General features: G+C 73.3%; 19 protein-coding genes. 14 read left to right on the forward strand and 5 right to left on the reverse strand.

Going from position 1 to position 23893, the window contains the following annotated elements:
- Positions 1 to 93 precede the first annotated feature (93 nt).
- Together K2F47_RS24140 and K2F47_RS24145 are read right to left on the reverse strand one after the other, a co-directional pair.
- Positions 94 to 450, reverse strand: coding sequence for a DUF1330 domain-containing protein (locus K2F47_RS24140; protein ID WP_242907314.1), 357 nt, complete (start codon positions 448 to 450; stop codon positions 94 to 96).
- 65 nt (positions 451 to 515) lie between these two features.
- Positions 516 to 1697 carry a cytochrome P450 gene (locus K2F47_RS24145; protein WP_242907316.1) on the reverse strand — a complete coding sequence of 394 codons (1182 nt, stop codon included), beginning with the start codon at positions 1695 to 1697 and terminating at the stop codon, positions 516 to 518.
- A gap of 154 nt (positions 1698 to 1851) precedes the next feature.
- Between K2F47_RS24145 and K2F47_RS24150 the strand changes: the two genes are divergently transcribed.
- The gene (locus tag K2F47_RS24150; RefSeq protein ID WP_242907318.1) at positions 1852 to 2604 is read left to right on the forward strand and encodes a TetR/AcrR family transcriptional regulator; all 753 of its coding nucleotides are present in this window, start codon (positions 1852 to 1854) and stop codon (positions 2602 to 2604) included.
- Positions 2605 to 2617: 13 nt separating this feature from the next.
- On the opposite strand, the gene K2F47_RS24155 is transcribed toward K2F47_RS24150, so the two are convergent.
- The gene (locus tag K2F47_RS24155; RefSeq protein WP_242907320.1) at positions 2618 to 3982 is read right to left on the reverse strand and encodes a PP2C family protein-serine/threonine phosphatase; all 1365 of its coding nucleotides are present in this window, start codon (positions 3980 to 3982) and stop codon (positions 2618 to 2620) included.
- 162 nt (positions 3983 to 4144) lie between these two features.
- A complete protein-coding gene (locus K2F47_RS24160) occupies positions 4145 to 4993 on the reverse strand; it encodes an LLM class F420-dependent oxidoreductase (RefSeq protein WP_242907322.1) in 849 nt (282 codons plus the stop codon).
- A gap of 61 nt (positions 4994 to 5054) precedes the next feature.
- Here K2F47_RS24160 and polA point away from each other — a divergent pair, with 61 nt between their 5' ends.
- Entirely contained in the window at positions 5055 to 7664 is a 2610-nt protein-coding gene (gene polA / locus K2F47_RS24165) for a DNA polymerase I (protein WP_242907324.1), read from the forward strand.
- A 273-nt stretch (positions 7665 to 7937) separates the two neighbouring features.
- Positions 7938 to 9215, forward strand: a complete 1278-nt coding sequence (locus K2F47_RS24170) for a hypothetical protein (protein ID WP_242907326.1) — start codon at positions 7938 to 7940, stop codon at positions 9213 to 9215.
- An 18-nt stretch (positions 9216 to 9233) separates the two neighbouring features.
- Here K2F47_RS24170 and K2F47_RS24175 read toward each other — a convergent pair whose 3' ends face one another.
- Positions 9234 to 9962 carry a sulfotransferase family protein gene (locus K2F47_RS24175; RefSeq protein ID WP_242907328.1) on the reverse strand — a complete coding sequence of 243 codons (729 nt, stop codon included), beginning with the start codon at positions 9960 to 9962 and terminating at the stop codon, positions 9234 to 9236.
- 125 nt (positions 9963 to 10087) lie between these two features.
- Here K2F47_RS24175 and K2F47_RS24180 point away from each other — a divergent pair, with 125 nt between their 5' ends.
- The 11 genes from K2F47_RS24180 to K2F47_RS24230 all read left to right on the forward strand — a co-directional run bounded on the left by K2F47_RS24180 (position 10088) and on the right by K2F47_RS24230 (position 23858).
- Positions 10088 to 11605, forward strand: coding sequence for a class I adenylate-forming enzyme family protein (locus tag K2F47_RS24180; protein WP_242907331.1), 1518 nt, complete (start codon positions 10088 to 10090; stop codon positions 11603 to 11605).
- Positions 11606 to 11699: 94 nt separating this feature from the next.
- Complete coding sequence (locus K2F47_RS24185; protein ID WP_242907333.1) at positions 11700 to 13313, forward strand: NAD(P)-binding domain-containing protein; 1614 nt, start codon at positions 11700 to 11702, stop codon at positions 13311 to 13313.
- Positions 13310 to 14374 carry an alpha-hydroxy acid oxidase gene (locus K2F47_RS24190; RefSeq protein ID WP_242907335.1) on the forward strand — a complete coding sequence of 355 codons (1065 nt, stop codon included), beginning with the start codon at positions 13310 to 13312 and terminating at the stop codon, positions 14372 to 14374. The genes K2F47_RS24185 and K2F47_RS24190 overlap by 4 nt, the downstream gene beginning before the upstream one ends.
- Entirely contained in the window at positions 14368 to 15729 is a 1362-nt protein-coding gene (locus K2F47_RS24195) for a cytochrome P450 (RefSeq protein WP_242907337.1), read from the forward strand. The genes K2F47_RS24190 and K2F47_RS24195 overlap by 7 nt, the downstream gene beginning before the upstream one ends.
- 44 nt (positions 15730 to 15773) lie before the next feature.
- Positions 15774 to 17111, forward strand: a complete 1338-nt coding sequence (locus K2F47_RS24200) for a cation:proton antiporter (protein WP_242907339.1) — start codon at positions 15774 to 15776, stop codon at positions 17109 to 17111.
- Positions 17112 to 17178: 67 nt separating this feature from the next.
- Positions 17179 to 17880 carry a response regulator transcription factor gene (locus K2F47_RS24205; RefSeq protein ID WP_242907341.1) on the forward strand — a complete coding sequence of 234 codons (702 nt, stop codon included), beginning with the start codon at positions 17179 to 17181 and terminating at the stop codon, positions 17878 to 17880.
- Complete coding sequence (locus tag K2F47_RS41485; RefSeq protein ID WP_242907343.1) at positions 17877 to 18875, forward strand: sensor histidine kinase; 999 nt, start codon at positions 17877 to 17879, stop codon at positions 18873 to 18875. Before K2F47_RS24205 ends, K2F47_RS41485 begins: the two co-directional genes overlap by 4 nt.
- 118 nt (positions 18876 to 18993) lie before the next feature.
- Positions 18994 to 20301: a phosphodiester glycosidase family protein gene (locus K2F47_RS24215; RefSeq protein ID WP_242907345.1), complete on the forward strand. Its 1308-nt coding sequence runs from the start codon at positions 18994 to 18996 to the stop codon at positions 20299 to 20301.
- A 254-nt stretch (positions 20302 to 20555) separates the two neighbouring features.
- On the forward strand, positions 20556 to 21317 hold the full coding sequence (locus K2F47_RS24220) for a DeoR/GlpR family DNA-binding transcription regulator (protein WP_242907347.1): 762 nt from the start codon (positions 20556 to 20558) through the stop codon (positions 21315 to 21317).
- On the forward strand, positions 21314 to 22684 hold the full coding sequence (locus K2F47_RS24225) for a 6-phospho-beta-glucosidase (protein ID WP_242907349.1): 1371 nt from the start codon (positions 21314 to 21316) through the stop codon (positions 22682 to 22684). Before K2F47_RS24220 ends, K2F47_RS24225 begins: the two co-directional genes overlap by 4 nt.
- Before the next feature lie 22 nt (positions 22685 to 22706).
- Complete coding sequence (locus tag K2F47_RS24230) at positions 22707 to 23858, forward strand: glycoside hydrolase family 76 protein (protein WP_242907351.1); 1152 nt, start codon at positions 22707 to 22709, stop codon at positions 23856 to 23858.
- Positions 23859 to 23893: the final 35 nt, after the last annotated feature.

A 23893-nucleotide genomic window follows, 5' to 3' on the forward strand; every position in this document is an offset into this window, starting at 1 on the left:
CGTAAGGACCTGTCGGATCTGTAAATCTCGGTCGGAAAGTCGGGCGGTCATTGCCAGCCTGCACTTTCCGACCGAGATTTACGTTGACGCTGGTCAGCGGTGGTTCTCGGCGGTGGCCAGGCGGATCTCGGCGGCCATGGCGGCCGAGTCGTGGCCGGGCTCGACGCCCTCGACGATGATGAGGTCGCCTTCGAGGTGCGCGCGCCTCAGCGGCAGGATCGCCTGGTAGGCGGCGGAGCCGTAGAAGTCGCGAGCGCGCTTCAGCGACGGGAACTCCACCAGCACCACGTCCCCGGCCCATTCCCCCTCCCGGACGTCCACCTCGGCGCCGTGCACCAGGAAGCGGCCCGAGAACGGGTCCAACGCCGATTGGATCTTCTCCAGGTACTCCAGCACCTCCGGGTGGGGTGCCTCGGTCTTGCGAAGGTGGGCGAGCATATAGGCGGGCATCGGTCCTGCTTTCTCGATCAGTGATGGTCAATACATCCGGCGCCGATAGGCGTCGCGCGGCGACGTCACCAGGCGACGGGGAGTCGCTGCACTCCGTACACGTCGTCGCCCGCGCGCAGGGGGACGTCCCGCGGCGCGATGTCCAGCCGCAGGCCCGGGAAGCGTTCGAATAGAGCGGGCAGCGCGACCTTCAGCTCCAGGCGCGCGAGTTGCTGGCCCAGACACTGGTGGGCGCCGTGGGAGAACGTCAGGTGCCCGGCGGCCTGGCGGGTCAGGTCCAGGGTGTCCGGGGAGGCGTAGCGGGCGGGGTCGCGGTTGGCGGCCTGGAGTGAGACCGCCACGGTCTGCCCCTTGGTGATGGTGACGCCGCCGACCTCGATGTCGGTCAGGGCGACGCGGAAGCCGGTGTGGGCGATCGTCAGGTAGCGCAGCAGTTCCTCGACGGCGCGCTCGGGGTCGGCGTGCAGGGCGTCGCGCTGGCCCGGGTGGGTGAGCAGCGCGAACGTGCTGAGCGCGATCATGTTGGCGACGGTGTCCAGGCCCGCGCCCAGTAGCAGCGACCCGACGCCGACAAGTTCCTCGTGCTCCAGGTCGCTGGCGATGATGTCGCTGAGCAGGTCGTCGGTGGGCTGGGCGCGTTTTCGCTCCACCAGGCCGGCGATGTAGCCGCCCATCTCCTGGAACGCGGCCAGCTTGTCCTCCATGGGGATGTCCGCCTGGTTGGCGACGGCGCCCAGGTGCTGGAAGTGCGCGCGCTCGCTGAACGGAACCCCCAGTAGTTCGCAGATCATCTGGGCCGGGATGGGGAAGGCGAAGGCCTCGACGAGGTCGACCCCGGGGCCGCGCGCGGCCATGTCGTCCAGGCACTGGGCGGTGAGCTCGTGGACGCGCTCGGCCAGCGTCCGCATCCTGCGGACGCTGAACTTGCCCGCGAGCAGGCGCCGGAAGCGCAAGTGCTCCGGCGCGTCCATGCCGATGAACTCGCCGGGCCCGGCGGGCGGTATGTCGACGTGCTGCGGGTCCAGCAGGTGCATCAGCTCGTGACGGGAGCTGAAGGCGGGGTCGGCCAGGACGGCGCGGGCCTGGGCGTGGCCGGTGACCAGCCAGCCCAGGTGGCCGTCCCCGAAGCGCAACGGCGTCACGGGCGCCTGCGACCGGAGCTCGGCCAGCCGGGCGGGCGGGTCGAACGGACATCCGGCGGGGCGCTCCATCGGCATCTGCTCGACGAGGGGCAGGGAATCGCTCATGGTGGACAACGTACAGGGCTACTGGACGTCGTACAATAAGTGGACGCCGTCCAGGAAGGCAGGCGGTGATCCCGCCGGTGGACGGCATGCGAGAATCGATGGCCCGGACGGCGTGCGAGAGGCGCGCCCGGCAGCGAAGAGGACCCTGACCGCGATGTCAGCCGATGAGCAGGTGGCCGTGTCGGTGTGGGCGCGCCCGCCCCGCAGGCGCCGCGACCGTCTGGCGCTCGACCGGGGGCAGATCGTCGCCGAGGCGATCGGGCTGCTGGACGAGCGGGGGCTGCCCGCCCTGACAATGCGCGCTCTCGCCACGCGCATGAACGTCGCCGCCAACGCGCTGTACTGGCACGTCGCCAGCAAGGAGGAGCTGATCGAGCTCGTCGTCGACGAGATCTACGGCGAGATGAGCCCGCCCGTCTCCGACGATCCGGCGCGCTGGAGCGAAGCGGTGTCCCGGTGCGGCCACAGCGCCCGGGACGTCGTCCTGCGCCACCCGTGGGTCGCGTCCCTGCTGGTCGGCGAGGTCGGGGTGACCCATCTCGGCCCGAACCTGATGCTGCTCACCGACCACATGCTGACCCTGCTGCGGGCGGCGGGCTTCGACCTCGCCGAGGCGGACCGGGCCACGAAGACCGTGTTCACCTACGTGCTCGGCGCGGCCACCAGCGAGGCCGCCGCGCTCAACAGGATCGCCCTCGCCGGCGACACCGAGGCCGAGTGGCTGGACGCCCTGCGGCCCGCCCTGACCCAGATCACCGGCCCCTACCCGCAGCTGGCCGCGCTGTTCGACTCGCTCACCGGCACGGACCCGCGCACGACGCGCGACGAGCAGTTCGACTACGGCCTCCAGCGCGTGTTGGACGGCCTGCACGTCCGCCTCCGCCAGCTGGCCGAACGACCGTCCTGACCCCTTTCGCGGGCTACCACTCCTCGGACGGCCGGGACGCGGCGTCGCCGTGCCGTGCCGTGCCCTCGCCGTGCGCGCGGACGAGCATCACCGTCACGTCGTCCTGGATGGGCGTGGCGACGAGTTCGGAGACGACCGCGCCGCACGCGTCGTCCAGCCCGGCCGAGGCCGTGGTGAGCGCGGTGCGCAGCGCGGCGATCCCCGCCTCCAGGTCGCGGTCGCGGGACTCGATCAGCCCGTCGGTGTACAGGACGAGCGTCGTCCCGTCGGGGAAGGGCACCCGCACGTCCTCGTAGACCGTTCCGCCCAGGCCGAGCGGGAGGCCGGGCGGGATGTCGGGGGTGTCGCAGCGGCCGTCGGGGCGCAGCAGGATCGGCGGGGGATGCCCGGCGCGGGCGATGACGCCCGTCCGCTCGGTGGTGTCCAGGACGGCGCACGCGCAGGTCGCGAACTGGACGGGCCCGAGGTTCGGCGCGACGCGGTCGAGCCAGGTGAGGATCTCGGCCGGGCCGAGGTCGAGCATCGCGAGCGTGCGCGCGGCGGCGCGCAGCTGCACCATCGTCGCGGCGGCGGCCGAGCCGTGCCCCATCGCGTCGCCGATGACGAGCGCGACCCGTCCGGCGGCGAGCGGGATGATGTCGCACCAGTCGCCGCCGACCAGGTCGGTGCGCCCGGCGGGCACCGACCGGTGCGCCACCTGGACGCCGGGGACGTCGCCGAGCAGCCGGGGCAGCAATCCCGCTTGCAGGGCGCGCGCGGCCGCGTGCTCGCGCTGGTAGCGGCGCGCGTTGTCCAGGCAGCCCGCCGCGAGCGCGGTCAGCTCCCGCGCCAGCCCGACCTGCTCGGCGGTGAACGGCCCGGCGGCCCGCCCGCGCGCGAACGCGACGAACCCGAGCACGCCGACGCCCGCCCGCAGCGGGACGAGCAGGAAGTCGACCAGGTCGCCCAGCCCGACCGCCGCGCCCGGGTGCGCGCGGGCGACCTCGGGCGGCAGCGCGGCGAACCGCTGGACGGCGCCGTCCCGCAGGCACGCCGCGCCGGGGGTGTCGGCCGCGAACGCCACCACCTCGCCGGACGGGAAGCACTCCTCCAGCCCGGCGTCGGCGGCGCCCAGCGCGATCCGCCGCAGTTCGGCGGACCGCGCCCCGGACGGCCGCGGCACCTCGTCGCGGGCGATGAGGTGCTCGGCCACGTACACGCCGGCGGCATCGGCGAACCCGGTGAGGGCCACCTCCACCAACCGCCGCGCGACCTGCTCCAGATCCAGCGTGCCCGCCATGCGCGCACCGGCCAGGTTCAGCAGGTTCAACCGCGCGAGCAGGGTGCCCGCCGGGGCCGGGTCGGGGGGCCGCCCGCCGGCCTCGACATCAGCGTTCACGCCATGCGCCTCCCGCCGGATGGTCAGCTGAAAGGCAAGCGTAGCCATACAGCGGTATAGCGCGATTTTCTACCCGTTATACAGATATCTTTTGTGCAGGCCCGTAAGGTGTGTCCGGACCGAATGGCGCGGCCCCCGAGCAGTGATCATCTGGGCGGCCGATCATTCCGCCGGCTTCAGTGCCGCGGCGAGTTCCCGGAGCGCGGGCAGCGGGTCCGCCCCGGCGTCACCGAACAGCGGCTGCACGGCGACATGGTCGGCGCCCGCCTCGAAATGCCCGCCGAGCCGCGCGGCGACCGCGTCCGCGTCGCCGTGCAGGACGAGCGCGTCGACGAGGGCGTCGCTGCCGCCGTCCGCGATGTCCTCCTCGCTCCAGCCGAGCCGCCGCAGGTTGGCGGTGTAGTTCGAGAGCAACAGGTAGCTGCCGCCGATGTTCGCGCGGGCGACCGCGCGGGCGCGCTCGGGATCGGCGTCCAGCACGAACTTCTGCTCCGGCGCCAGCAGCGGCCCCTCGCCCATCTCCTGCCGCGCCTTCCGCGTGTGCTCGGGCGTCGTCAGGTACGGGTGCGCCCCCGCCGCGCGCTCGGCCGCGAGCCGCAGCGCCTTCGGGCCCAGCGCGGCCAGCGCCCGCCCGGACGCCGGGACCTTCGCGGCGTCCAGCCGGTCGAGGTAGTCCACCATCGTCTGGTACGGGGTGCGGTACTCCTCGGACATCTCGCGATGACCGATACCCGCGCCGAGCAGGAACCGGTCGCCGTACTCACCTACGAGCCGGTGGTAGGACGCGGCGGCCTCCTCGGCGGGCGTCGCCCACATGTTCACGATGCCGGTCGCGATCACGATCCGGTCGGTCGCGGCGAGCAGCCGCTCGGCGATCTCGAGGTCGCCGCTCGGCGAGGCGCCGATCCAGATCGTCCCGTAGCCGAGGTCCTCGATGTCCTTGGCCAGCTCGGGGGTGAGGTCCTGCCAGCGGCGCCAGACTCCGAAACGTCCAACGTTGATGTTCGTCATTTCCCCTCCAACATCAGGTACCGCCCCATCATGCCCGCCGGCCCGATGTCAGGATGGGGACATGACCGACCGGCCATCTCTGCTGCTCCTGGACGGCCATTCGCTGGCCTACCGGGCCTTCCACGCGCTGCCGGTCGAGAACTTCAGCACGACCGCGGGCCAGCCGACCAACGTCGTCTATGGATTCGCGAACATGCTGGCCAATGTGCTGCGCGACGAGCGCCCCACGCACGTCGCCGTCGCGTTCGACGTGTCCCGCCGGACGTTCCGCGCCGAGGCGTTCCCCGAATACAAGGCCGGGCGGGCGCGGTCGCCGGAGGCGTTCGGCGCGCAGCTGCCGGTGCTGGACGACCTGCTCGCCGCGATGCGGCTGCCCGCCGTCCGGATGCCGGGGTACGAGGCCGACGACGTCATCGCGACGCTCGCCACGGAGGCGGACGCGGCCGGGTTCCGCGTGCTCGTCATGACCGGCGACCGGGACGCCCTCCAGCTCGTCGGGGAGAACGTCACCGTCCTGTACTTCTACCGGACGGCGGCGGAGATGATCCGCTACACGCCCGCGCTCGTCCAGGAGAAGTACGGCCTGACGCCCGCGCAGTATCCCGACTTCGCGGCGCTGCGCGGCGACCCGTCCGACGGGCTGCCCGGCATTCCCGGCATCGGCGAGAAGACCGCCGCAAAATGGGTGCGCGAGTTCGGGTCGCTCGCCGCGCTCCTGGAACGCGCCGACGAAGTGAAGGGCAAGGCGGGGGAGCGGTTGCGGGACGCGCTGGACACCGTCCGGCTCAACCGGCGCCTGACCGAACTCGTCCGCGACCTCGACCTGCCTGTCGAATTGGACGACCTGGAACGCCGCCCCTACGACCTCGCCGCCTTCAGCAAACTCCTGGACGACCTGGAGTTCCGCAACGCGAGCCTGCGGCAGCGGCTGTTCGCCGCCGACCCCGGCGGCGGGCGCCCGCCCGAGGCGCGGGCGCGGCTGCGCGGCCGCGAGCTGCGCCCCGGCGAGCTGGCCGGATGGCTGGACTCGCACGCGACAGGTCCGGTCGGGTTGGCCGCCGACTACGAGGAGCAGGTCCGGATCGCGCTCGCGACCCCCGACGGGTACGCCGCGTCCTTCCTGCTGGGCGACCTGTCGGCGGACGACGAGCGCGCCTTCGCCGACTGGCTCGCCGATCCGGACCGTCCGAAGGCGCCGCACGACGTCAAGGCGCTGCTGCGCGTCCTGCCCGAGTACGGCTGGACGCTCCGCGGCGTCACCACCGACACGGCGCTGGCGGCCTACCTCCTGCTGCCCGGCCTCGCCGCGTACGGGGTCGAGGACCTCGCGGCCCGCCACCTCGGCCGCCGCCCCTCCGCTGAGGGCGCCGCCGGGACGATGCTGCGCGCCGGGGCCGTCCTCGACCTCGCCGCCAAGCTCGGGCCGGAGCTGGCCGAGGCGGGAATGGACCGGGTGATGGACGAGGTGGAGCTGCCCCTCTCGGCGCTCCTCGCGCGCGCCGAGCGCACCGGCGTCCACGTCGACCAGGACCTGCTCCGCGACCTCGAACGGCGGTTCGTCGCGGGCATGGAGAAGGCGGCGGACGAGGCCGCCGCCATCGCCGGGCGCCGCTTCAACCCCGGCTCGACCAAGCAGCTCCAGGAGGTCCTGTTCGGCGAGCTCGACCTGCCCCGCACCAAGAAGATCAAGTCGGGGTACTCCACCGACCTGGACGCGCTGACCTGGCTCGCGACCCGCACCGACAACGGCCTGCCGCAGGTGCTGCTGCGCCACCGCGACCAGGCCCGGCTGCGCGCCACCGTCGCCGGGCTGATCCGGGAGATCGGCGCGGACGGCCGGATCCACACGACCTTCCAGCAGACCGTCGCCGCGACCGGACGGCTCACCTCCACCGACCCGAACCTCCAGGTCATCCCCGTCCGCACCGGGGAGGGGCGGGAGATCAGGCGGGCGTTCACGCCCGGCCCCGGCTTCGCGGCGCTGATGACCGCCGACTACGGCCAGCTCGAACTGCGCGTCATGGCGCACCTGTCGGGGGACCGGGCGCTGCTCGCCGCGTTCGAGTCGGGCGAGGACCTGCACACCACCATGGCCGCGCGGGTCTTCGGCGTCCCACCGGACGCGGTCACCGCCGACCAGCGGCGCAGGATCAAGGCGATGTCCTACGGCCTCGCCTACGGGCTGTCGGCGTTCGGCCTCGCCCGGCAGCTCGGCGTCCCGGTGGCCGAGGCGCGCCCGCTGATGGACGCCTACTTCGCGCGGTTCGGCGGCGTCCGCGACTACCTCGACCGGGTCGTCGCGCAGGCCCGCGAGACCGGCTACACCCGCACGCTGCTCGGCCGCCGCCGCTACCTGCCGCACCTGTCCAGCGACGACCGGCGGCGCCGCGAGACCGCCGAGCGGATGGCGCTGAACGCGCCCGTGCAGGGCTCGGCCGCCGACATCGTCAAGATCGCGATGCTGCGGGTGGACGCGGCGCTCGACCGCGCCGGCCTGCGCAGCCGCCTGCTGCTCCAGGTGCACGACGAGATCGTGCTGGAGGTCGCGCCGGAGGAGGGCGAGCGGGTCGCCGGGCTGGTCCGCGCGGAGATGGCCGCCGCCTACCCGCAGATCGCGGGCTTGGACGTGGCGATCGGCGTGGGCCCCGACTGGGACGCCGCCGCCCACTGACCATTTCCTGGCCGCCGCCCTAACTTTCTTTTCGTGCCGCAGTCAACACCGCGTCCGGTATATCCGAAAACAAAGTGATCGATTCTTTGGGCAGATGATCAAGCGATATTACCGACCAGTGTTATCCGGATCGATATCTGGCTCGGGTTCTGCCGCCAATGGTCGCGCGTCTCAATGTAAAGACCCCGGTGGGGACCGGGGACGGGCGGCGAGGACGGGGCGAGATGACGGATCTGCACAGGATCGGACTGTCCATCCGGACCGGGACCGGGCGTGGCTGAGGCGGTGCCGGGCCAGCCCGGTTGGGCGCCCGTCGTCTACGGCCGCACCCGGCACGCCGACACATGGTGGAGAGCCCTGCCCGAGGGCATCGACCAGCACGGCTGGCTGGACGAGGTCGTCCGGGCGGCCCTCGCGGGCGGCGCCGGGCTGCGCGGCGCGCCGCGCTTCGTCCTCGCGCGGTCGGGCGCGCACCGGCTCGTCGGCGTCGCCTGCCAGGCCGCCGACCTCAGCGCCACCCTGCCCTCCGACACCCTGCACTCCGACACCCCGCACTCCGACGGCGCGCGCGAGATGTACTGCTTCGTCGGATGGGCGGCGTCCGGCGGTCCCGCCGGGCCGCCGCCGGCCGGGCCGCCCTGGCCCCTGCTGCGGGACTCCTACCGGCGGTGGGCCGGGGACGTTTACGAGCGGTGGACGGCCCCGGTGTGGACGGCGCCGCTGAGCGAGCTCCGGTGGCCGCGCCGGTCGCGTCCGGAGCCCCCGCCCTGGCCCGCGCCGCCGCTCCGGCCGTTCTCCGCCGCCCCTCCTCCGGCCGGGGTGGAGGTGGTGCCGCCGTCCGGCTGGGAAGAGGCATGGGACGAGGCGAACGTCGCCGTCCACCCGGTCACGGTCGTGCTCGGATGGGAGTCCGTGCCGCGCGGCGTGACCCCGGCCGGGCTCGGCGCGATCCGGTTAGGCGTGGTCGAGGAGCCCGCACGCGCCGCGTCCCGTCCGGCGGCCGAACCCCGCCCGCCGGTCCGGCCGCGTCCCGCACCGGAACCGCAGGCGCCCGCGCCCCGTCCCGTGGGCGGGACGAACCGGCTGGTGCCCGCGCTCCTCGGCGGCGGCGGCCTGCTGGGGGCGGCCGCGGTGACGGTGCTCGCCGTCGGCCTGTCGGCGAGCCGAGGCGACGCGACGGGGCAGACGCTCGACCCGCCGCCCAGCGCGACCAGCTCCGCGGCACCGCGGGCGGTCACGGTGACGGTGACCGTCAAGGACTGGCTCACGCTCGACCCGGCGCCCGACTCGACGACGGAACTCGGCGACGTCCGGTACCGGCACCGGAGACTGTCCGCCTCCGAGTCGACCGTGCTGGTGCCGTCGCCCGAGTCGGCCCCGACGGAGGAGCGGTGCCGCGGGCTCGTGTCCGGTCAGGAGCCCGCCCGGTCGTTTCGCGCGAGGCCCAGGACGGGCTTCTGCGTGAAGACCCCCTCCTCCCTCGCGGCCCTCGTCGTCGCCGCCGTCCAGGACGACGCGGTCACGGTCAAGGTCACCTCCTGGCCGGCATAGCCCTGTCTTCCAGCGGGCCTACGAGCCGGCCTTGACGGGTGTCCGCGGGTGTGGGCGGCGGCGCAGGATCAGCTTCAGGAACACGCGGTTGTACGCGCGCTGGAAGGCTTCGCGATCGTTCTCGCGCGGGAACGGCTCGTCGGGGACGGGCACGCCGAGGAACGCGCACAGCGGCTCCCAGCCCTCCCGGACCTCGTAGACGAGCAGCCGGTCGGCCGGGATCGCCGCCTTGACCTCCTCGATGTGCCGCTCGAAGCGGTCGATGGTGCGGGCCTTGTCCGCCGAACGGCCCTCCAGCACGCCGTCCAGGACGATCTTCCTGGTCATGGTCGGGAACAGCGGCAGCTCGGGGTGCCGCCGCACGGCGAGGGCGCTGAGGATCCGCCGCAGGAGCGGCCGGCGGCGGCCCTCGAAAGCCTGCCGGTTGGCGGTGAAAACGGTCGAGTCGGCACTCTCGTACCAGCGTTCCGGGTCGCGGACGGTGAGCACGACCTTGGCGTCCGGATAGTGCTCGGCCAGCTCGCGCCAGTACGCGGCGGAAGGCCAGTCGACCGCCGATTGGAAACCGGCGAGCATCGCATCCCAGTCGGGTGGGGCGCCTTCGGCGACGTCCAGCCACTGGCGGATGCGGAACGGCTCTTCGATGACCACGCGCATGTGGTAACAGGGACCCAGACCGAGCATTTCGAGGGCCGTCCGCAACGACGATGTACCAGTTCGCCCGAATCCAGCGCCTATCACCTTCACGCCGTGCTCCTCCCGAGATGTTCTGATGGTTCTCTAATCCGCGCCGCCTAATTTCATGGACGACAGACCGGTTGTACGACGATTCGCCGCACCGGACAAGAGTCGCGGTGGTGAGGAGACGAGCTGTGCCCAACCAGAACACCTTTCCGCAGCCGCTGTTGGACGTTCTCCACGAGTCGCCCGGGAGCGCCGCCCTCGAACACGGGGACCGCGTCGTCACGCGTGGTGAGCTGCTGGAACTGATCGGGCGGCTGGCGGAGGCGATGCTCGGCGCGGGCCTTGGGCCGGGCGTCGGCGTGGCGGTCCGCACGGCGCTGACACCGGAGGCGTTCGCGGCGCATGTCGCCGCGCACGTGCTGGGCTGCCGCGTGGTGTGCGTGCGGCCCGGCTACTCGGCCGGCCAGCTCGCGCACGTCCTCGACACCGACGTCGCCGCCGTCCTCGTCGACGCCTCGACGGCCGGCCCGGAAGCGGCGCGGGCGGGCGCGCTGCTCTCGCTCGGCCCGTGCCCCGGGGCGATCGACCTGCTGGCCTCGCCCGCGAGCGGGGCCGGGGTGCCGGACGTCCGCAGGCGTCCGGACGACGTCGCGCTCCTGACCTTCACCAGCGGCAGCACCGGGAACCCGAAGGGCTGCGCGGTCACCTACCGGGCGATGACCGTCCACTGGACCTGGCAGCCCCGGATCTGGTCGCCGCTCGCCGCCGAACTGGCGAAGGGGTTCGAGCGCTACCTGCTGTTCGGGACCCTCGCGAGCATGGTCGTGCTGGAGTTCCTCGGCCTCTGCCTGCTCGGCGGCGGCGTCGCGGTCATCCCCGAGGACGACGGGCGGCCGCTGTTCCCGCACGCGCTCCGCCGGTACGGGATCACCGGCTCGATCCTGACCGTCCCCCGGCTGTGCGCGATGCTCGACATCCTGCGCGAGGACCCGGACGCGGCGGGCGGCACCCCGCGCGCGCTGGTCGTCGCCGGGTCGCCGCTGCCGCCGCGCCGGCTGGCCGAGGCGGTGGAGCGGCTCGGCCCGGTGGTCTACCAGGGGTACGGGCAGACGGAGGCGAACCTGATCTCCATGCTCACCCCGGCCGACATCGCGGCGGCGCCGTCCGCGCTGGACTCGGTCGGCCGCGTCTGCGCCGGCGTCGAGATCAGCATCCGCGACGAGGCGGGCCGCGAACTCGGCGTCGGCCAGGAGGGCGAGATCTTCGTGCGCACCCCGTACCAGATGACGGGCTACTGGGGGCAGCCCGAGGAGAACCGCGACGTGCTGCGCGACGGCATGCTGCGCACCCGCGACCTCGGCCGGCTGGACGCGGACGGGCTGCTCCGGCTCACCGGCCGCGCCCGCGACGTGATCATCGTGAACGCGATGGTGGTGTACGCGGGCCCGGTCGAGCGGGCGCTCGCGTCTCATCCGGACGTCGCCGAGGCGTATGTGGCCGGGGCGCCGGACGAGCGGACCGGCGAGGCCGTCCACGCGTTCGTCGTGCCCGTCGCCGGCCGGAGCCCGGACCGGGACGAGCTGGCCGCGCTCGTCCGCGCCGAGCTGGGCGGGGACGCCGTCCCGCGCACGGTGACGGAGCTGTCGGCGGTCCCCGTGGCGGCCAGCGGCAAACCCGACAAACAAGCGCTGTTGCGGCTGCTCTGAGCCTTCTTGACCGGTTCTTTCTGATCAAGCTCTGAGAATTCTTCGTCACGATCGATGTTGTCCGTTCAACCACATCGTCGTGATGGAGGGTGCCGTGCCGGACACGATCCTGGACAGCCTGGTCATCGGAGCCGGGCCCGCCGGCCTGCAACTCGGATACTTCCTGGAGAAGGCCGGGCGCGACTATCTGATCCTGGAGGAGGGCGAGGCGCCGGGGACGTTCTTCAAGACGTTCCCGCGCCACCGCACACTGATCTCGATCAACAAGAAGCACACCGGGACCGACGACCCGGAGCGCAACCTGCGCATGGACTGGAACTCGCTCCTGTCCGACGACCCGAAGCTGCTGTTCACCCGCTACAGCGACCGCTACTTCCCGCCCGCCGACGAGATGCTCCGCTACCTAGCCGACTACGCCTCCGCGTCCGGCCTACGGATCTCTTACGGGACGCGCGTCGTGAACGTCACCCGCGAGGGCACCGACGGGCCAGTCTCTCGTGGGGAGACGACCCCCCACACCCCCCGGAACGGCCCGTTCCTGGTCACCGACCAGGACGGCACGGTCCGCCGGGCCCGGCGGCTGGTCGTCGCGACCGGGTTCGGAGGCCCGAACACCCCCGACATCCCCGGCATCGAGACGGCCGACGACTACAGCACCGCGTCCACCGACCCCGCCGACTACCTCGGCAAGCGGGTGCTCGTCCTCGGCAAGGCGAACTCGGCCTTCGAGACGGCCGACAACCTGCTGGAGACCGCCGCCGTCATCCACGTGGCCGGGCCGCACACGCTGAACCTCGCGTGGCGGACGCACTTCGTCGGCCACCTGCGCGCGGTGAACAACAACTTCCTCGACACCTACCAGCTCAAGCTCCAGAACGCGGTGCTGGACGGCCACGTGCGGCGGATCGAGCAGCGGCCCGACGGGACCTACCTGGTCACGGTCGCCTTCGTCCGCGCCGACGAGGTCACCAAGGACATCCCCTACGACAAGGTGATCGTCTGCACCGGCTTCCGGATGGACGCCTCGATCTTCGGGGAGGGCTGCCGTCCCGAGACGATGATCCGGGACCGCTTCCCGGCACTGACCCCCGCGTTCGAGTCGGTCAACGTCCCCGGCATGTACTTCGCCGGGACGCTGATGCAGTCCCGCGACTTCAAGCACGGCACCAGCGGGTTCATCCACGGCTTCCGCTACAGCGTCCGCGCGCTGCACCGCGTGCTGGAGAGCCGCCACCACGAGACCCCGTGGCCCGCCCGCGACCTGCCCGCCGACGCGGACGCGATCGCGGCGGCGGTGATCGAGCGCGTCAACCGGACCTCCGGGCTGTGGCAGCAGTTCGAGGTGCTCGGCGACGTCATCGACTTCCCCGGCGACGGCGCCCGCTACCTGGAGGAACTGCCGCTCGAACTGAGGGAGCCGCTCGCCGGCGGCGGGCGCGGCCACTTCACCGTCACGCTGGAGTACGGGCCCGACCACGCCAAGCGCGACCCGTTCGACGTCTCGCTCGGCCGGATCTCCCAGCGCGACGCGGAACACGCGCACGAGGGCCACTACCTGCATCCCGTCGTCCGCTTCCACGGCCCGGACGGGCCGCCCGCCGTCCACCACGTCACCGAGAACCTGGAGAACGACTGGACCTCCCAGGAGGTCCACGTCGAGCCGCTCCGCGCGTTCATCGCCAAGCACCTCCCCACGGCCTCCGCATGACGATGGGCACCATCCCCAGGCTCCCCGCCACGCCGCGCGAGTTCGAGGAGGCGGCGCGCGCCCGCCTCGACCCGGCGCACTACGACTACTTCGCGGGCGGCGCCGGCGACGAGGTCACGCTCCGGGCGAACGAGGCGGCGTTCGGCCGGCTCGCGCTGCTCCCGCGCGTCCTGCGGGGCGCGGGGGAACCCCGGACGGAGGTCGCGCTCCCGGGCGGCCGGGCGAGCATGCCCGTGCTCGTCGCTCCCACCGCCTTCCACCGGCTCGCCGATCCCGAGGGCGAGCGCGCCACCGCGCGCGCCGCTGCCGCCAACGGGACGATCATGATGGTGAGCATGGCCAGCACGGTCGGCATCGAGGAGGTGGCGGCCGCCGCACCCGACGCCACCCTGTGGTTCCAGCTCTACGTGCAGCCGGACATGCCGTTCACCGAGACGGTCGTCCGGCGCGCCGAGGCGGCGGGCTGCGCGGCGCTGGTCGTGACCGTCGACTCGCCCGCGCGCGGCGTCCGCGAACGCGAGCTGGCGCACGGCTTCCACGACCTCCCCGACGGCCTGCGCTGCGAGAACCTCCGCGACGGCGAGGCCGTGCGGTCGCTCGTGATGTCCCCGGACATCGGCTGGGAGCACATCGACCGGCTCCGCCGGATGACCGAGCTCCCGATCGTGCTCAAGGGGATCATGAACCCGGCGGACGTGCGGCCCGCGATCGAGCACGGCGCCGCCGCGCTGCTGGTCTCCAACCACGGGGGCCGGCAGCTCGACACGCTCCCCGCCACGCTCGACATGCTCCCCTCGGTCGTCGCGGCCGCGCGCGGGGCCGTCCCGGTGCTGCTGGACGGCGGCGTCCGGCGCGGCACCGACGTCGTCAAGGCCCTCGCGCTCGGCGCCGCCGCCGTCGCCGTCGGCCGCCCGGTCCTGTGGGGCCTGGCGGCGGGCGGCGAGCGCGGCGCCGCCCGCGTGCTCGCGCTGCTTCGCGCCGAGGTCCGCGAGGCGCTCGCCCTGTGCGGGTGCGCGTCCCCGGCCGACCTCGACCCGACCATGGTGCGGCGGACATGCTGACGGCGGCGGTCGTCGCGCTGGCCGCGGTCGCGGTGGCGCTCAGCCTGCCGTGGTGGCTGCCCGGACGGGTCGTCGCGCTGCGGGTCCGGCTGTTCGCGCGGATCAACGGCGACGAGGGCATCCCCGTCCCCGGCCAGACCATCGGCGTGGACCGGTTCCTGGAGGTGTACTCGCATCCGGCCGCGAACGGCCGGAGCGAGGGCGCCGTCCTGTCGGACCTGTTCTGGTACTGGCTGGCGCCGGGGCCGCACGTCCACCAGGAGCACCTGGAGGCGGGGGAGCGCTATGACGCCGTCGCCCGCGCCACCCGGGGGTTCCTGTCCGTCCCGCGCGCCGACGCCGAGGAGCTGACCCGCCGCAGCGTCGCCGAGGTGCTGGACGGCGCGGGACAGGGCGGCATGCGGGGAGGCATGGTCCGGCTCCGGGACCTGATGATGCCGGTCTGGGCCGTCTTCTACTACGAGCTGGTGTTCGGCGAGCCGTGCCCGCGCGAGGCCCGCGACCTGATCGTGGGGAACGCCGACGACGTCGTCACCGCCCTGAAGTGCTGCGGGCTCCGCCACATGGACCGCCGCCACCGGCTGACCCGCTACCTCGCCGGACGGCTGGACGACGTCCGGTGCCCGCTCCCCGAGGGGCTCACCGACGAGGAGAAGTGCTTCTACCTCCAGGGCACGTTCTTCAACACGGCGGTGGTCCAGATGTCGGAGGCCATGGCGCACCTGCTGATGGTCCTCGCGCAGCACCCGGAGACGCAAGAGACCGCCCGCACCGGCGACGACCGCGAGCTCGACCAGGTGATGGCCGAGACGATGCGGCTCTACCCGCTGTTCGGCGTCGCGCACCGCATCACGACCGGCGACATCGAGATCGACGAGCGGACGACGATCCCGGCGGGATCGGTGCTCTGCTTCAACTACCCGGAGTTCCACCACGCCGGGATCGAGGACCCGGACCGCTTCGACCCCGGCCGCTTCGCCCCCTTCCGGCGCCGGGAGGGGGGCGCGACCCCGCACCACATCCCGTTCGGCGTCGCCGCCAACCGCCCGTGCCCCGCCTGGCGGCTCGCACCGATCACGATGCGGGTCGCGGTGCGGGAGGTGCTGCGCCGGTACGCGCTCGCCACGTCCGCCTCGCACACCCGGTCGCTGCCCAACCGGGGGCCGTGCCTGCTCGTCCCCCGGACGGCCGCGCCCGTGCGGGCGCGGCGGGCGGCGCTGCTCGCCATGTGGGCGCGCGACCGGTTCGAGGACGTGTGGCACAGCCTCGTCCAGCTCGTCCTCGGCACCCGCATGGTCCGCGACGCGCGGCGGCAGCGGCTGTGCGCCCGCCACTTCCAGTCCCACCGCTCCTGAACCCGACCGGCTCCGCGTTCGACCGACCACGAAACGGAGGAACGGTGTTCGCCTCCACCCCGGCTCCCGTCCTCGTCTCCACCCCCGCCCTCGCTTCGGGAGGCACCGACCCGAACCTCGAACTGACCCTGAAGGTCATGCCCGCGCTCGTCGTCATCCTGATCGCCTCCGCGATCTGCGGGCGGCTCGCGCTGACGGTGATGCAGCCCCGCGTCCTCGGCGAGATGGTCGCGGGCGTCCTGCTCGGCCCCACCCTGTTCGGCGCGCTGTTCCCGGACGCGCAGCGCGCCGTGTTCCCCGCCGAGGTCAGACCGATCCTGTACGTGCTGAGCACGATCGGCCTGACGCTCTACATGTTCCTCGTCGGCGCCGGGCTCGACCACCAGGCCGCGAGGCCCGGTGAGGCGCGCCGGGCCATGGGCCTCGCGGTGTCGGGCGTCGTGCCCTCGCTGCTGCTGGGCGTGACCGCCGGCGCCCTGCTGTGGGGCACGCTCTCGCGCCCCGACGTCGGACGGTTCCAGTTCGCGCTGTTCATCGGCGGCGCGCTGTCGCTCACCGCGTTCCCGATGCTCGCCCGCATCCTGTACGAGCGCGGGCTGGAGAACTCCCCGCTCGGACGGCTGTCACTGCTCGCCGCGTCCGTCGACGACGCGCTGGCCTGGTGCCTGCTCGCGGTGCTGTCGGCGCTGCACCTCGGGTCGGGCATGGGCGACGCGTGGCGCACGATCGGGCTCGCGGCGGTGTTCGCCGTGGTGATGCTGACCGTCGTCACCCGGTTGCTGCGCCCGCTCGGCGAGGACTTCGCCCGGCGGGGCGAGATCGGCGCCACCGCGATGTACGCCGTCGTGCTCGTCCCGCTCGTCGCGGGCTGGCTCACCGACTGGATCGGCGTCTACTCGGTGTTCGGCGGGTTCGTCGCGGGCCTGGCGATGCCGCGCGACATGGCGTTCCGGCGGGCCGTGCACGAGCGCATGATGGGCGCCGTCTCGACGCTGCTGCTGCCGGTGTTCTTCGCCTTCTCCGGGCTGAACACCGACCTCGGCGGAATCAGCAGCCTGACCCTGCTGCTCTCACTCCTGCTGATCATGGCGGCGGGGTTCAGCGGCAAGTACTTCGGCTGCGCGCTGGCGATGCGCTCGATCGGGTTCGGGTGGCGCGAGTCGTACGCGGTCGGCGCGCTGATGAACGCGCGCGGGCTGATGATCCTGATCTTCATCAATATCGGGCTGGCGCAGGGGATGATCAGCCGGGAGGTGTTCTCGATGCTCGTCCTGGTGGCCGTCGTCACCACCGCCGGCACCCTTCCGCTCTACAAGCTGGCCCTTCCCGAGCGGTTGGAGGCACACGAAAAGAACGTGCCAATCCCCGAACCGGTTCAATGATTTCCGGAAGTGTCCACAATTGCCCTCAAGGCTGGCGGTTTCCTGATCACGGTGCGACCGTGGCGTCGTGTCCGCGCCATCGGGAACCGCCAGCCCGGCTCGGCGGAATGCCACCGACCGGCTGCTCATCGTCGAGGACGACGGCGAGCTCGGCCGGATGCTCGCGGGCCTGTTCGCCGAGCAGGGGTACGCGGTCGACCTCGCGCCCGACGGGCAGCGCGGCCTGCACCTCGCGCTCGGCCACGACCATGACGCGATCATCGTCGACCGCGGCCTGCCCGACGCCGACGGGATCGAGCTGGTGCTGCGGCTGCGCCGCCGCGCCTGCACGGTCCCGGTGCTCGTGCTGAGCGCGGCGGGCAGCGTCGCCGACCGGGTCGCGGGCCTGGACGCGGGCGCCGAGGACTACCTGGTCAAGCCCTTCGACGTCGACGAGCTGCTGGCGCGCGTCCGGGCGCTGCTGCGCCGCCACCTGGACCGGGCGGGGCAGTTCCCGCTCGGCGCGGGCTGGTTCGACGCCGACAACCGGGTCGTCGCCCTGCCGACCGGCGAGCAGGTGGCGCTGTCGGGCCGGGAGGCGCGGCTGCTGCGCGCCCTCGCGACCCGGCCGCGCCAGGTGCACACCCGCGCCGTCCTGCGGCAGGACGTGTTCGATGGCGCCCGGACCGAGTCGATCGTCGACACCTACGTCTACTACCTGCGCGGCAAGCTCGGCGACGGCGTCGTGCGCACGGTGCGCGGCGTCGGCTACCGGCTGGGGGAGCTGTGACGGCCGCCGACCTGGAACGGCGCCTGCTCACCCGGACGCGGCGGCTCGTCACCCTCCAGGTCGCCGCCGGGGTCTCCGGCCCGCTCGCGCTGGCGTGGGCGCTGTCGCACCGCGCGATCGGCGGCGGCCCGCCGGGGCAGACGGTCTGCGGCGGGGACGCGGCGGAGGCGCGGCGCCGCGTCCGGCGGGCGCTCGCCGCCGCCGAGCTGGCGGGCCTGCTCGCCGCGCCGCTGGCCGGCCACCTGCTCGCCCGCCGCGCCCTCGCGCCGCTCGGCGACGCGCTCGACCGGCGGGCCCGTCTCGCCGCCGACGCGGGCCACGAGCTGCGCGCCCCGCTGAGCCGCCTGCACCTGCGCGCCCAGCTCGTCGCCCGCAGGCTCCAGCCCGGCACCGACGTGGCCGACGACATGGAGCGCCTCGTCGTCGGCACCCGGCAGCTCGGCGAGGTCCTGGACGACGTGCTGCTCGCGGCCCGGCCCGCGCCCCGGCGGGAGGGGCGGGGCCCGGTCGACCTGGCCGCGCTCGCCGAGGAGGAGGCCGCGGCGGAGAAGGCCAGGGCCGAGGCGCGCGGCGTGACGATCGACGTGCTTCGGCGCGGCGGCGACCACCTCGTGCGCGGGACCGAGCCCGCGCTGCGCCGCGTGGTGACCGCGCTGCTCGACAACGCGGTCCGGCACGCCGAGGGACACGTGCGCGTGCTGGTGGCGCGCGGGCCGTCCGGGCTGGTGGAGCTGACCGTCCAGGACGACGGCGCCGGGCTCGACCCGCGCGACGCCGGCCGCTACCTCACCCGGTTCGCGGGCGGCCACGCGGAGGGGTTCGGGCTCGGCCTGGCCCTCGCCCGCGAGGTCGTGGACGCGCACGACGGCACACTCACGGTGGCGGGGCGTCCGGGCGCGGGCGCGGCGTTCACCGTCCGCCTCCACGCCGCCCGCCGCGACGGCCCACGCCCGCCGGGGACACGTCGGCGCACGCGGATCTTCGATCACTGTTGACTCCGATCCCACCGTCGCTTCACCCCCCGCACGCCATGATCGGCAGGCTTCGAGATCGCTGAGAAAGGCGTGGTCAACAGTGAGACCGTCCGAGTTGAGAGTGTTCAGAACGATCGGCATGCGGGTTCCGGTGCGGAGGTTCGCGGCCGCGCTGGCGGCCGCCGGTTCCGTGGTCGCGCTCTGCGTCGTCCCGGCGGCCGCCGACGGGCCGCGCCCGCCGGACGTGGACGGCGCGGGCTCGGGCGAGCGGCCGGACGCGCGGTCGGCGACCGTCGCGCCCGCCGACCCCGGGGAGGTCGACCCGCCGCGCTACACGTCCACGACGCGGCTGGCACCTGGGGTCGAGTTCAAGACGTTCGAGACGTCCGCCCCCGCCGGGCCCGTGCTCGGCGACCTGCTGGACGTCGACCTGAGCGACCCCCGGGTGCGCGTCGGCCTGCTGTCCCCGGGCGCGGTCGCCGCGCGCGGCACCGTCTCCCAGATGGCGAACGCGCGCCAGGCCCTGGCCGGGGTGAACGGCGACTTCTTCAACATCAGCGAGACGCACCCCGGCGTCACCCCGACCGGCTCGGCGTCCGGCCCGGAGATCGAGGACGGCGAGCCGCTCAAGGCCGCCGTGCCCGACAAGCAGCGGTTCGGGCCGGGGCTGCCGCCCGGCACGTCCGCCGAGGACGGCATCGCGGTCACCGACGACCACCGCGCCCGCGTGACCCGGCTGCACCTGGTCGGGACCGTCCGCGCGCGGCGCCTCGACCTGCCGCTGCGCGGCCTCAACCAGTACGCGCTGCCGCAGGGCGCCGCCGGGGCGTTCACCAGCGAGTGGGGCACGGTGTCGCGGCTGCGCGCGGTCTGCGGCAGCGACGCGCGCCGCGACGACCCGTGCGACACCGACACCGCCGAGGTCACGCTCGAGCGCGGCGTCGTGACGAGGGTGACCGACACGATCGGCGCGGGCGCGATCCCGCCCGGCACGACCGTGCTGGTCGGACGCGGCGCGGCGGCCGACCAGCTGCGCACGCTGACGCCGGGGGAGCGGGTGGGCGTCCGCTACCGGTTCGCCAGCGCCAAGCGGGTGCGGTTCGCGGTCGGCGGCTTCCCGATCCTGCGCGACGGCGAGCCGCTCGCGGGGCTCGACCCGAAGGGCCCGGCGCCGCGCACCGCCGCCGGCGTCAGCCGCGACGGCCGCCACCTCTACCTGATGGTCGTGGACGGCCGCTCGCAGCGCAGCGCGGGCCTGACCGTGGCCGAGCTGGCGACGCTGCTCGACAAGGCGGGGGTCGACGACGGCGTCAACCTGGACGGCGGCGGGTCCTCCACGTTCGTCGCCCGGCGGAGCGAGGAACCGGCCGTGACCGTGCGGAACGTCCCCTCGGACGGGGTCGAGCGCGCCGTCGCCAACGGGATCGGGGTCTTCGTCCGGCCTTGATTTTTCCGTGACCTTTCCAGGCCCGCCGGCCCGGGCTGACCGGTCGGCTTGACTGGCCGGTAGGGGTGGACCGCCCACGTGATCGCCCGTGGGCGGTCCACTCGTTTATGGAACGTTCCCACGATTGACACGCAACTCTGACTCGACCGCGCCCCTGACCGAGTTCGCGCACGTCAGACCCCTTGTTGACCGACCTCAAGCAAATTCACAGTGACAGATGACCGAAGTCGTGCAGAAGTGTTACGTTCGCCTGCGTGACATCGAGCAAGCGTCGTGCGCAGATCGTGTCGTCCCTGCGCACGAAGGGGGCCGCCTCCGTCAAGGAGCTGGCGGAGACGCTCCAGGTGAGCGAGTCGACGATCCGTCGTGATCTCGACGTGCTGGACCGCAACGGCGAGCTCGTGCGCACCTACGGGGGAGCGGCGCTCTCCCCGCAGGCGGCGGCGCCCGAGATCTCCTTCGCGGCGTCGGCGGAACGTGACAGCGCCGAGAAGGAGGCGGTGGCGAAGCGGGCGGCCGCCCTCGTCGAGGACGACATGGTCGTCGTGCTCGACATCGGCACCAGTACCCGGCTGATCGCGCGGCACCTGCGCGGCCGCCCGGTCACGGTGATCACCGCCAACCTCGCGGTGCTGGACGAGCTGCGCGACGACGAGGCCGTCCGGGTGTGCCTGCTCGGCGGCGTCGTCCGGCGCAACTACCTCTCGCTCGTGGGGTCGCTGACCGAGGCGGCGCTCCGCCAGGTCAGCTCCGACCTCGTGTTCCTCAGCTGTACCGGCGTGCGCCCGAACGGCCACGTCGTGGACGACATGGAGATCGAGACGCAGATCAAACGGTCCATGATCGAGGCCGCCGACCAGGTGGCGCTCGTCGCGTCCGAGGCCAAGTTCCCCGGCACCGGGTCGCTGCGCGTGTGCTCCCTCGCGCAGATCGACACGCTGGTCACCACCGCCGGTGCCGACCCGAAGACTCTTGAGCTCTGCCGGCAGGCGGGCGGGAAGGTTGTCATCGCATGAAGCTGGCCATTCTCGGCGGCGGCGGTTTCCGGGTGCCCTACGTGTACCAGGCGCTGCTGAACGACCACGGCTCCCCGCGCATCGAGGAGGTATGGCTCCAGGACTCCGATCCCGGCCGGCTGGAGGCGATGGCGGCGGTCCTCGCCACGTTCGCCGAGGGCGTCGAGGGCGCGCCCGCCGTCTACACCAGCACGGGGCTCGACAAGGCGCTGGAGGGTGCCGACTTCGTCTTCGCCGCCGTGCGCGTCGGCGGCCTCGCCGGACGGGTGTGCGACGAGCGGGTGGCGCTCGACCTGAACGTGCTCGGGCAGGAGACCACCGGCCCCGGCGGCCTCGCCTACGGGCTGCGCACGATCCCCGTCATGGTCGACATCGCCCACCGGGTGAAGGCGCTCGCGCCGGACGCCTACGTCATCAACTTCACCAACCCCGCCGGGATGATCACCGAGGCGATGCGGTCGGTGCTGGGCGACCGGGTCCTCGGCGTGTGCGACACCCCGTCCGGGCTCGGCACCCGCGTCGCCGCCGCGCTCGGCCTGGACCCCGCCCGCCTCCAGCTCGACTACGTGGGCCTCAACCACCTCGGCTGGATGCGCCGCATCCTGCACGACGGCGTCGACGTCCTGCCCCGCATGCTCGCCGACGACGAACTGCTCGGCTCGCTGGAGGAGGGCGTCGTGTTCGGCCGCGAGTGGCTGCGCGACCTCGGCGTGATCCCCAACGAATACCTGTACTACTACTACTTCAACCGGGAGGCGGTGCGCGCCACCCTGGACGCGCCGCAGACGCGCGGCGAGTTCCTCGCCACCCAGCAGGCCGCGTTCTACGAGCGGATCGCGGCGGCGTCCGGCGGCGCGGCGCTGGAGCTGTGGCGCGAGACCGTCGCCTCCCGCAGCGCCAGCTACATGGCCGAGATGAAGGGCGCCGAGACCGGCGAGGCCCTGGCGGACCACGCCGGGGTGGACCCGGTGGACGAGGGGTACGCCGGGGTCGCGCTCAGCGTGATGGCCGCGATCAGCCGCAACGAGCCCGCCCGGATGATCCTGAACGTGCGCAACGGCTCCACGGTCGCCGCGCTCCCCGGGGACGCCGTCGTCGAGGTGCCGGTCACCGTGGACGCCAACGGGATCCACCCGCTCGTCCTGGAGCAGCCCGACCTGCACCAGACCGGGCTCATGCAGCAGATGAAGGCCGTCGAGCGGCTGACGATCAGCGCGGCGCTCACCGGCTCGCGGACCGACGCCGTCAAGGCGTTCGCGCTGCACCCCCTCGTCGACTCGGCCACGCTCGGCCGGAAGCTGCTCGACGGCTACATCGACCGCATCCCCGAGGTGGCGGCGGTCTTCACCCCCGGCCGGCGGCCGTGACCCCCCGACAGGAGTGCGACCGATGACCCGAGGACCACGCGGGGGCCGCGCGCTCGCGGCCGCCCTCGCGGCCGTGGTGGCGGCGGCGCTGCTCGCGGTCGTCCCGTCCGCGCAGGCGGCCCAGCACGGGCAGGCGGCGGAGCACGGGCACGGGTCTCGGCCCGCGCGGGACCGTGCCAGGGCCACGGCGGCGGTGGACGCGATGATGCGGTTCTACGACCGCGAGTCCGGCCGCTGGCAGCCCGAGTCGCCGTGGTGGCAGTCGGGCAACGCCCTCCAGGCCCTGCTCGACTACATGGCCAAGACCCGCTCCACCCGGTACATGCCGCAGGTGCGCCACACGATCGAGCAGCAGCGCAAGCCGCTGCCGTGGTGGCCCGAGGGCGGCGGCGAGTTCCGCGCCGACTCCACCGACGACACCGGCTGGTGGGCCCTCGCGATGGTCCGGATGTACGACCTCACCCGCGACCGGGGCTACCTCGGCATCGCCGAGACCGACGAGCGCTACATCCGCAAGTACTGGGACGACACGTGCGGCGGCGGCGTCTGGTGGGACATTCCCGGTAAGTCGTACAAGAACGCGATCAGCCTGGAGCTGTACTTCAAACTGCTGGCGTCCCTGCACAACCGCGTCCGGGGCGACCGCGTGTACCTGGCGCGCGCCCAGGAGGCGTGGCGCTGGTTCGAGCGCAGCGGCATGATCAACAGCGCGAACCTGGTCAACGACGGCCTCACCACGCAGGACGGCGGCTGCGCCAGCAACCACGGCACGACCTGGACCTACAACCAGGGCGTCGTGCTCGGCGGCCTCGCCGAGCTGTACAAGGCCACCCACGACCGGCGGTACCTGGCCTCCGCCCGGCGCATCGCCGACGCGGTGATCAGGAGCCCGGAGCTGTCGCCCCGGGGCGTCCTGACCGAGCCGTGCGAGCCCGCCGGAACCTGCAACGCCGACCAGGCGTCGTTCAAGGGGATCTTCGACCGCAACCTCGCCGAGCTGGACGCCGTCCTGCCCGGCCACCCGTACCGGGGCTACCTGCGCGCGCAGGCGGCGTCCCTGTACGAGCGCGGGCGCAGCGGCGACCAGTACGGGTTGAACTGGGCCGGTCCCTTCGACCGCGCCGACATCTCCCGCCAGGACTCGGCCGTGTCACTGCTCACCGCCATCCTGTGACCGGGACGACCCCGACCACGACCCCCGACCCCCCT

Source organism: Actinomadura terrae (assembly GCF_022751215.1).
In the GTDB taxonomy this organism is placed as follows: Bacteria; Actinomycetota; Actinomycetes; order Streptosporangiales; family Streptosporangiaceae; genus Spirillospora; species Spirillospora terrae.

Bases quoted from the DNA above. Each gene is read 5' to 3' on its own strand.
- K2F47_RS24145 (WP_242907316.1), bottom strand. From the start codon at position 1,697: ATGAGCGATTCCCTGCCCCTCGTCGAGCAGATGCCGATGGAGCGCCCC.
- K2F47_RS24215 (WP_242907345.1), top strand. From the start codon at position 18,994: ATGCGGGTTCCGGTGCGGAGGTTCGCGGCCGCGCTGGCGGCCGCCGGT.
- K2F47_RS24140 (WP_242907314.1), bottom strand. From the start codon at position 450: ATGCCCGCCTATATGCTCGCCCACCTTCGCAAGACCGAGGCACCCCAC.
- K2F47_RS24160 (WP_242907322.1), bottom strand. From the start codon at position 4,993: ATGACGAACATCAACGTTGGACGTTTCGGAGTCTGGCGCCGCTGGCAG.
- K2F47_RS24195 (WP_242907337.1), top strand. From the start codon at position 14,368: ATGCTGACGGCGGCGGTCGTCGCGCTGGCCGCGGTCGCGGTGGCGCTC.
- K2F47_RS24225 (WP_242907349.1), top strand. From the start codon at position 21,314: ATGAAGCTGGCCATTCTCGGCGGCGGCGGTTTCCGGGTGCCCTACGTG.
- K2F47_RS24230 (WP_242907351.1), top strand. From the start codon at position 22,707: ATGACCCGAGGACCACGCGGGGGCCGCGCGCTCGCGGCCGCCCTCGCG.
- K2F47_RS24150 (WP_242907318.1), top strand. From the start codon at position 1,852: ATGTCAGCCGATGAGCAGGTGGCCGTGTCGGTGTGGGCGCGCCCGCCC.
- K2F47_RS24190 (WP_242907335.1), top strand. From the start codon at position 13,310: ATGACGATGGGCACCATCCCCAGGCTCCCCGCCACGCCGCGCGAGTTC.
- polA (WP_242907324.1), top strand. From the start codon at position 5,055: ATGACCGACCGGCCATCTCTGCTGCTCCTGGACGGCCATTCGCTGGCC.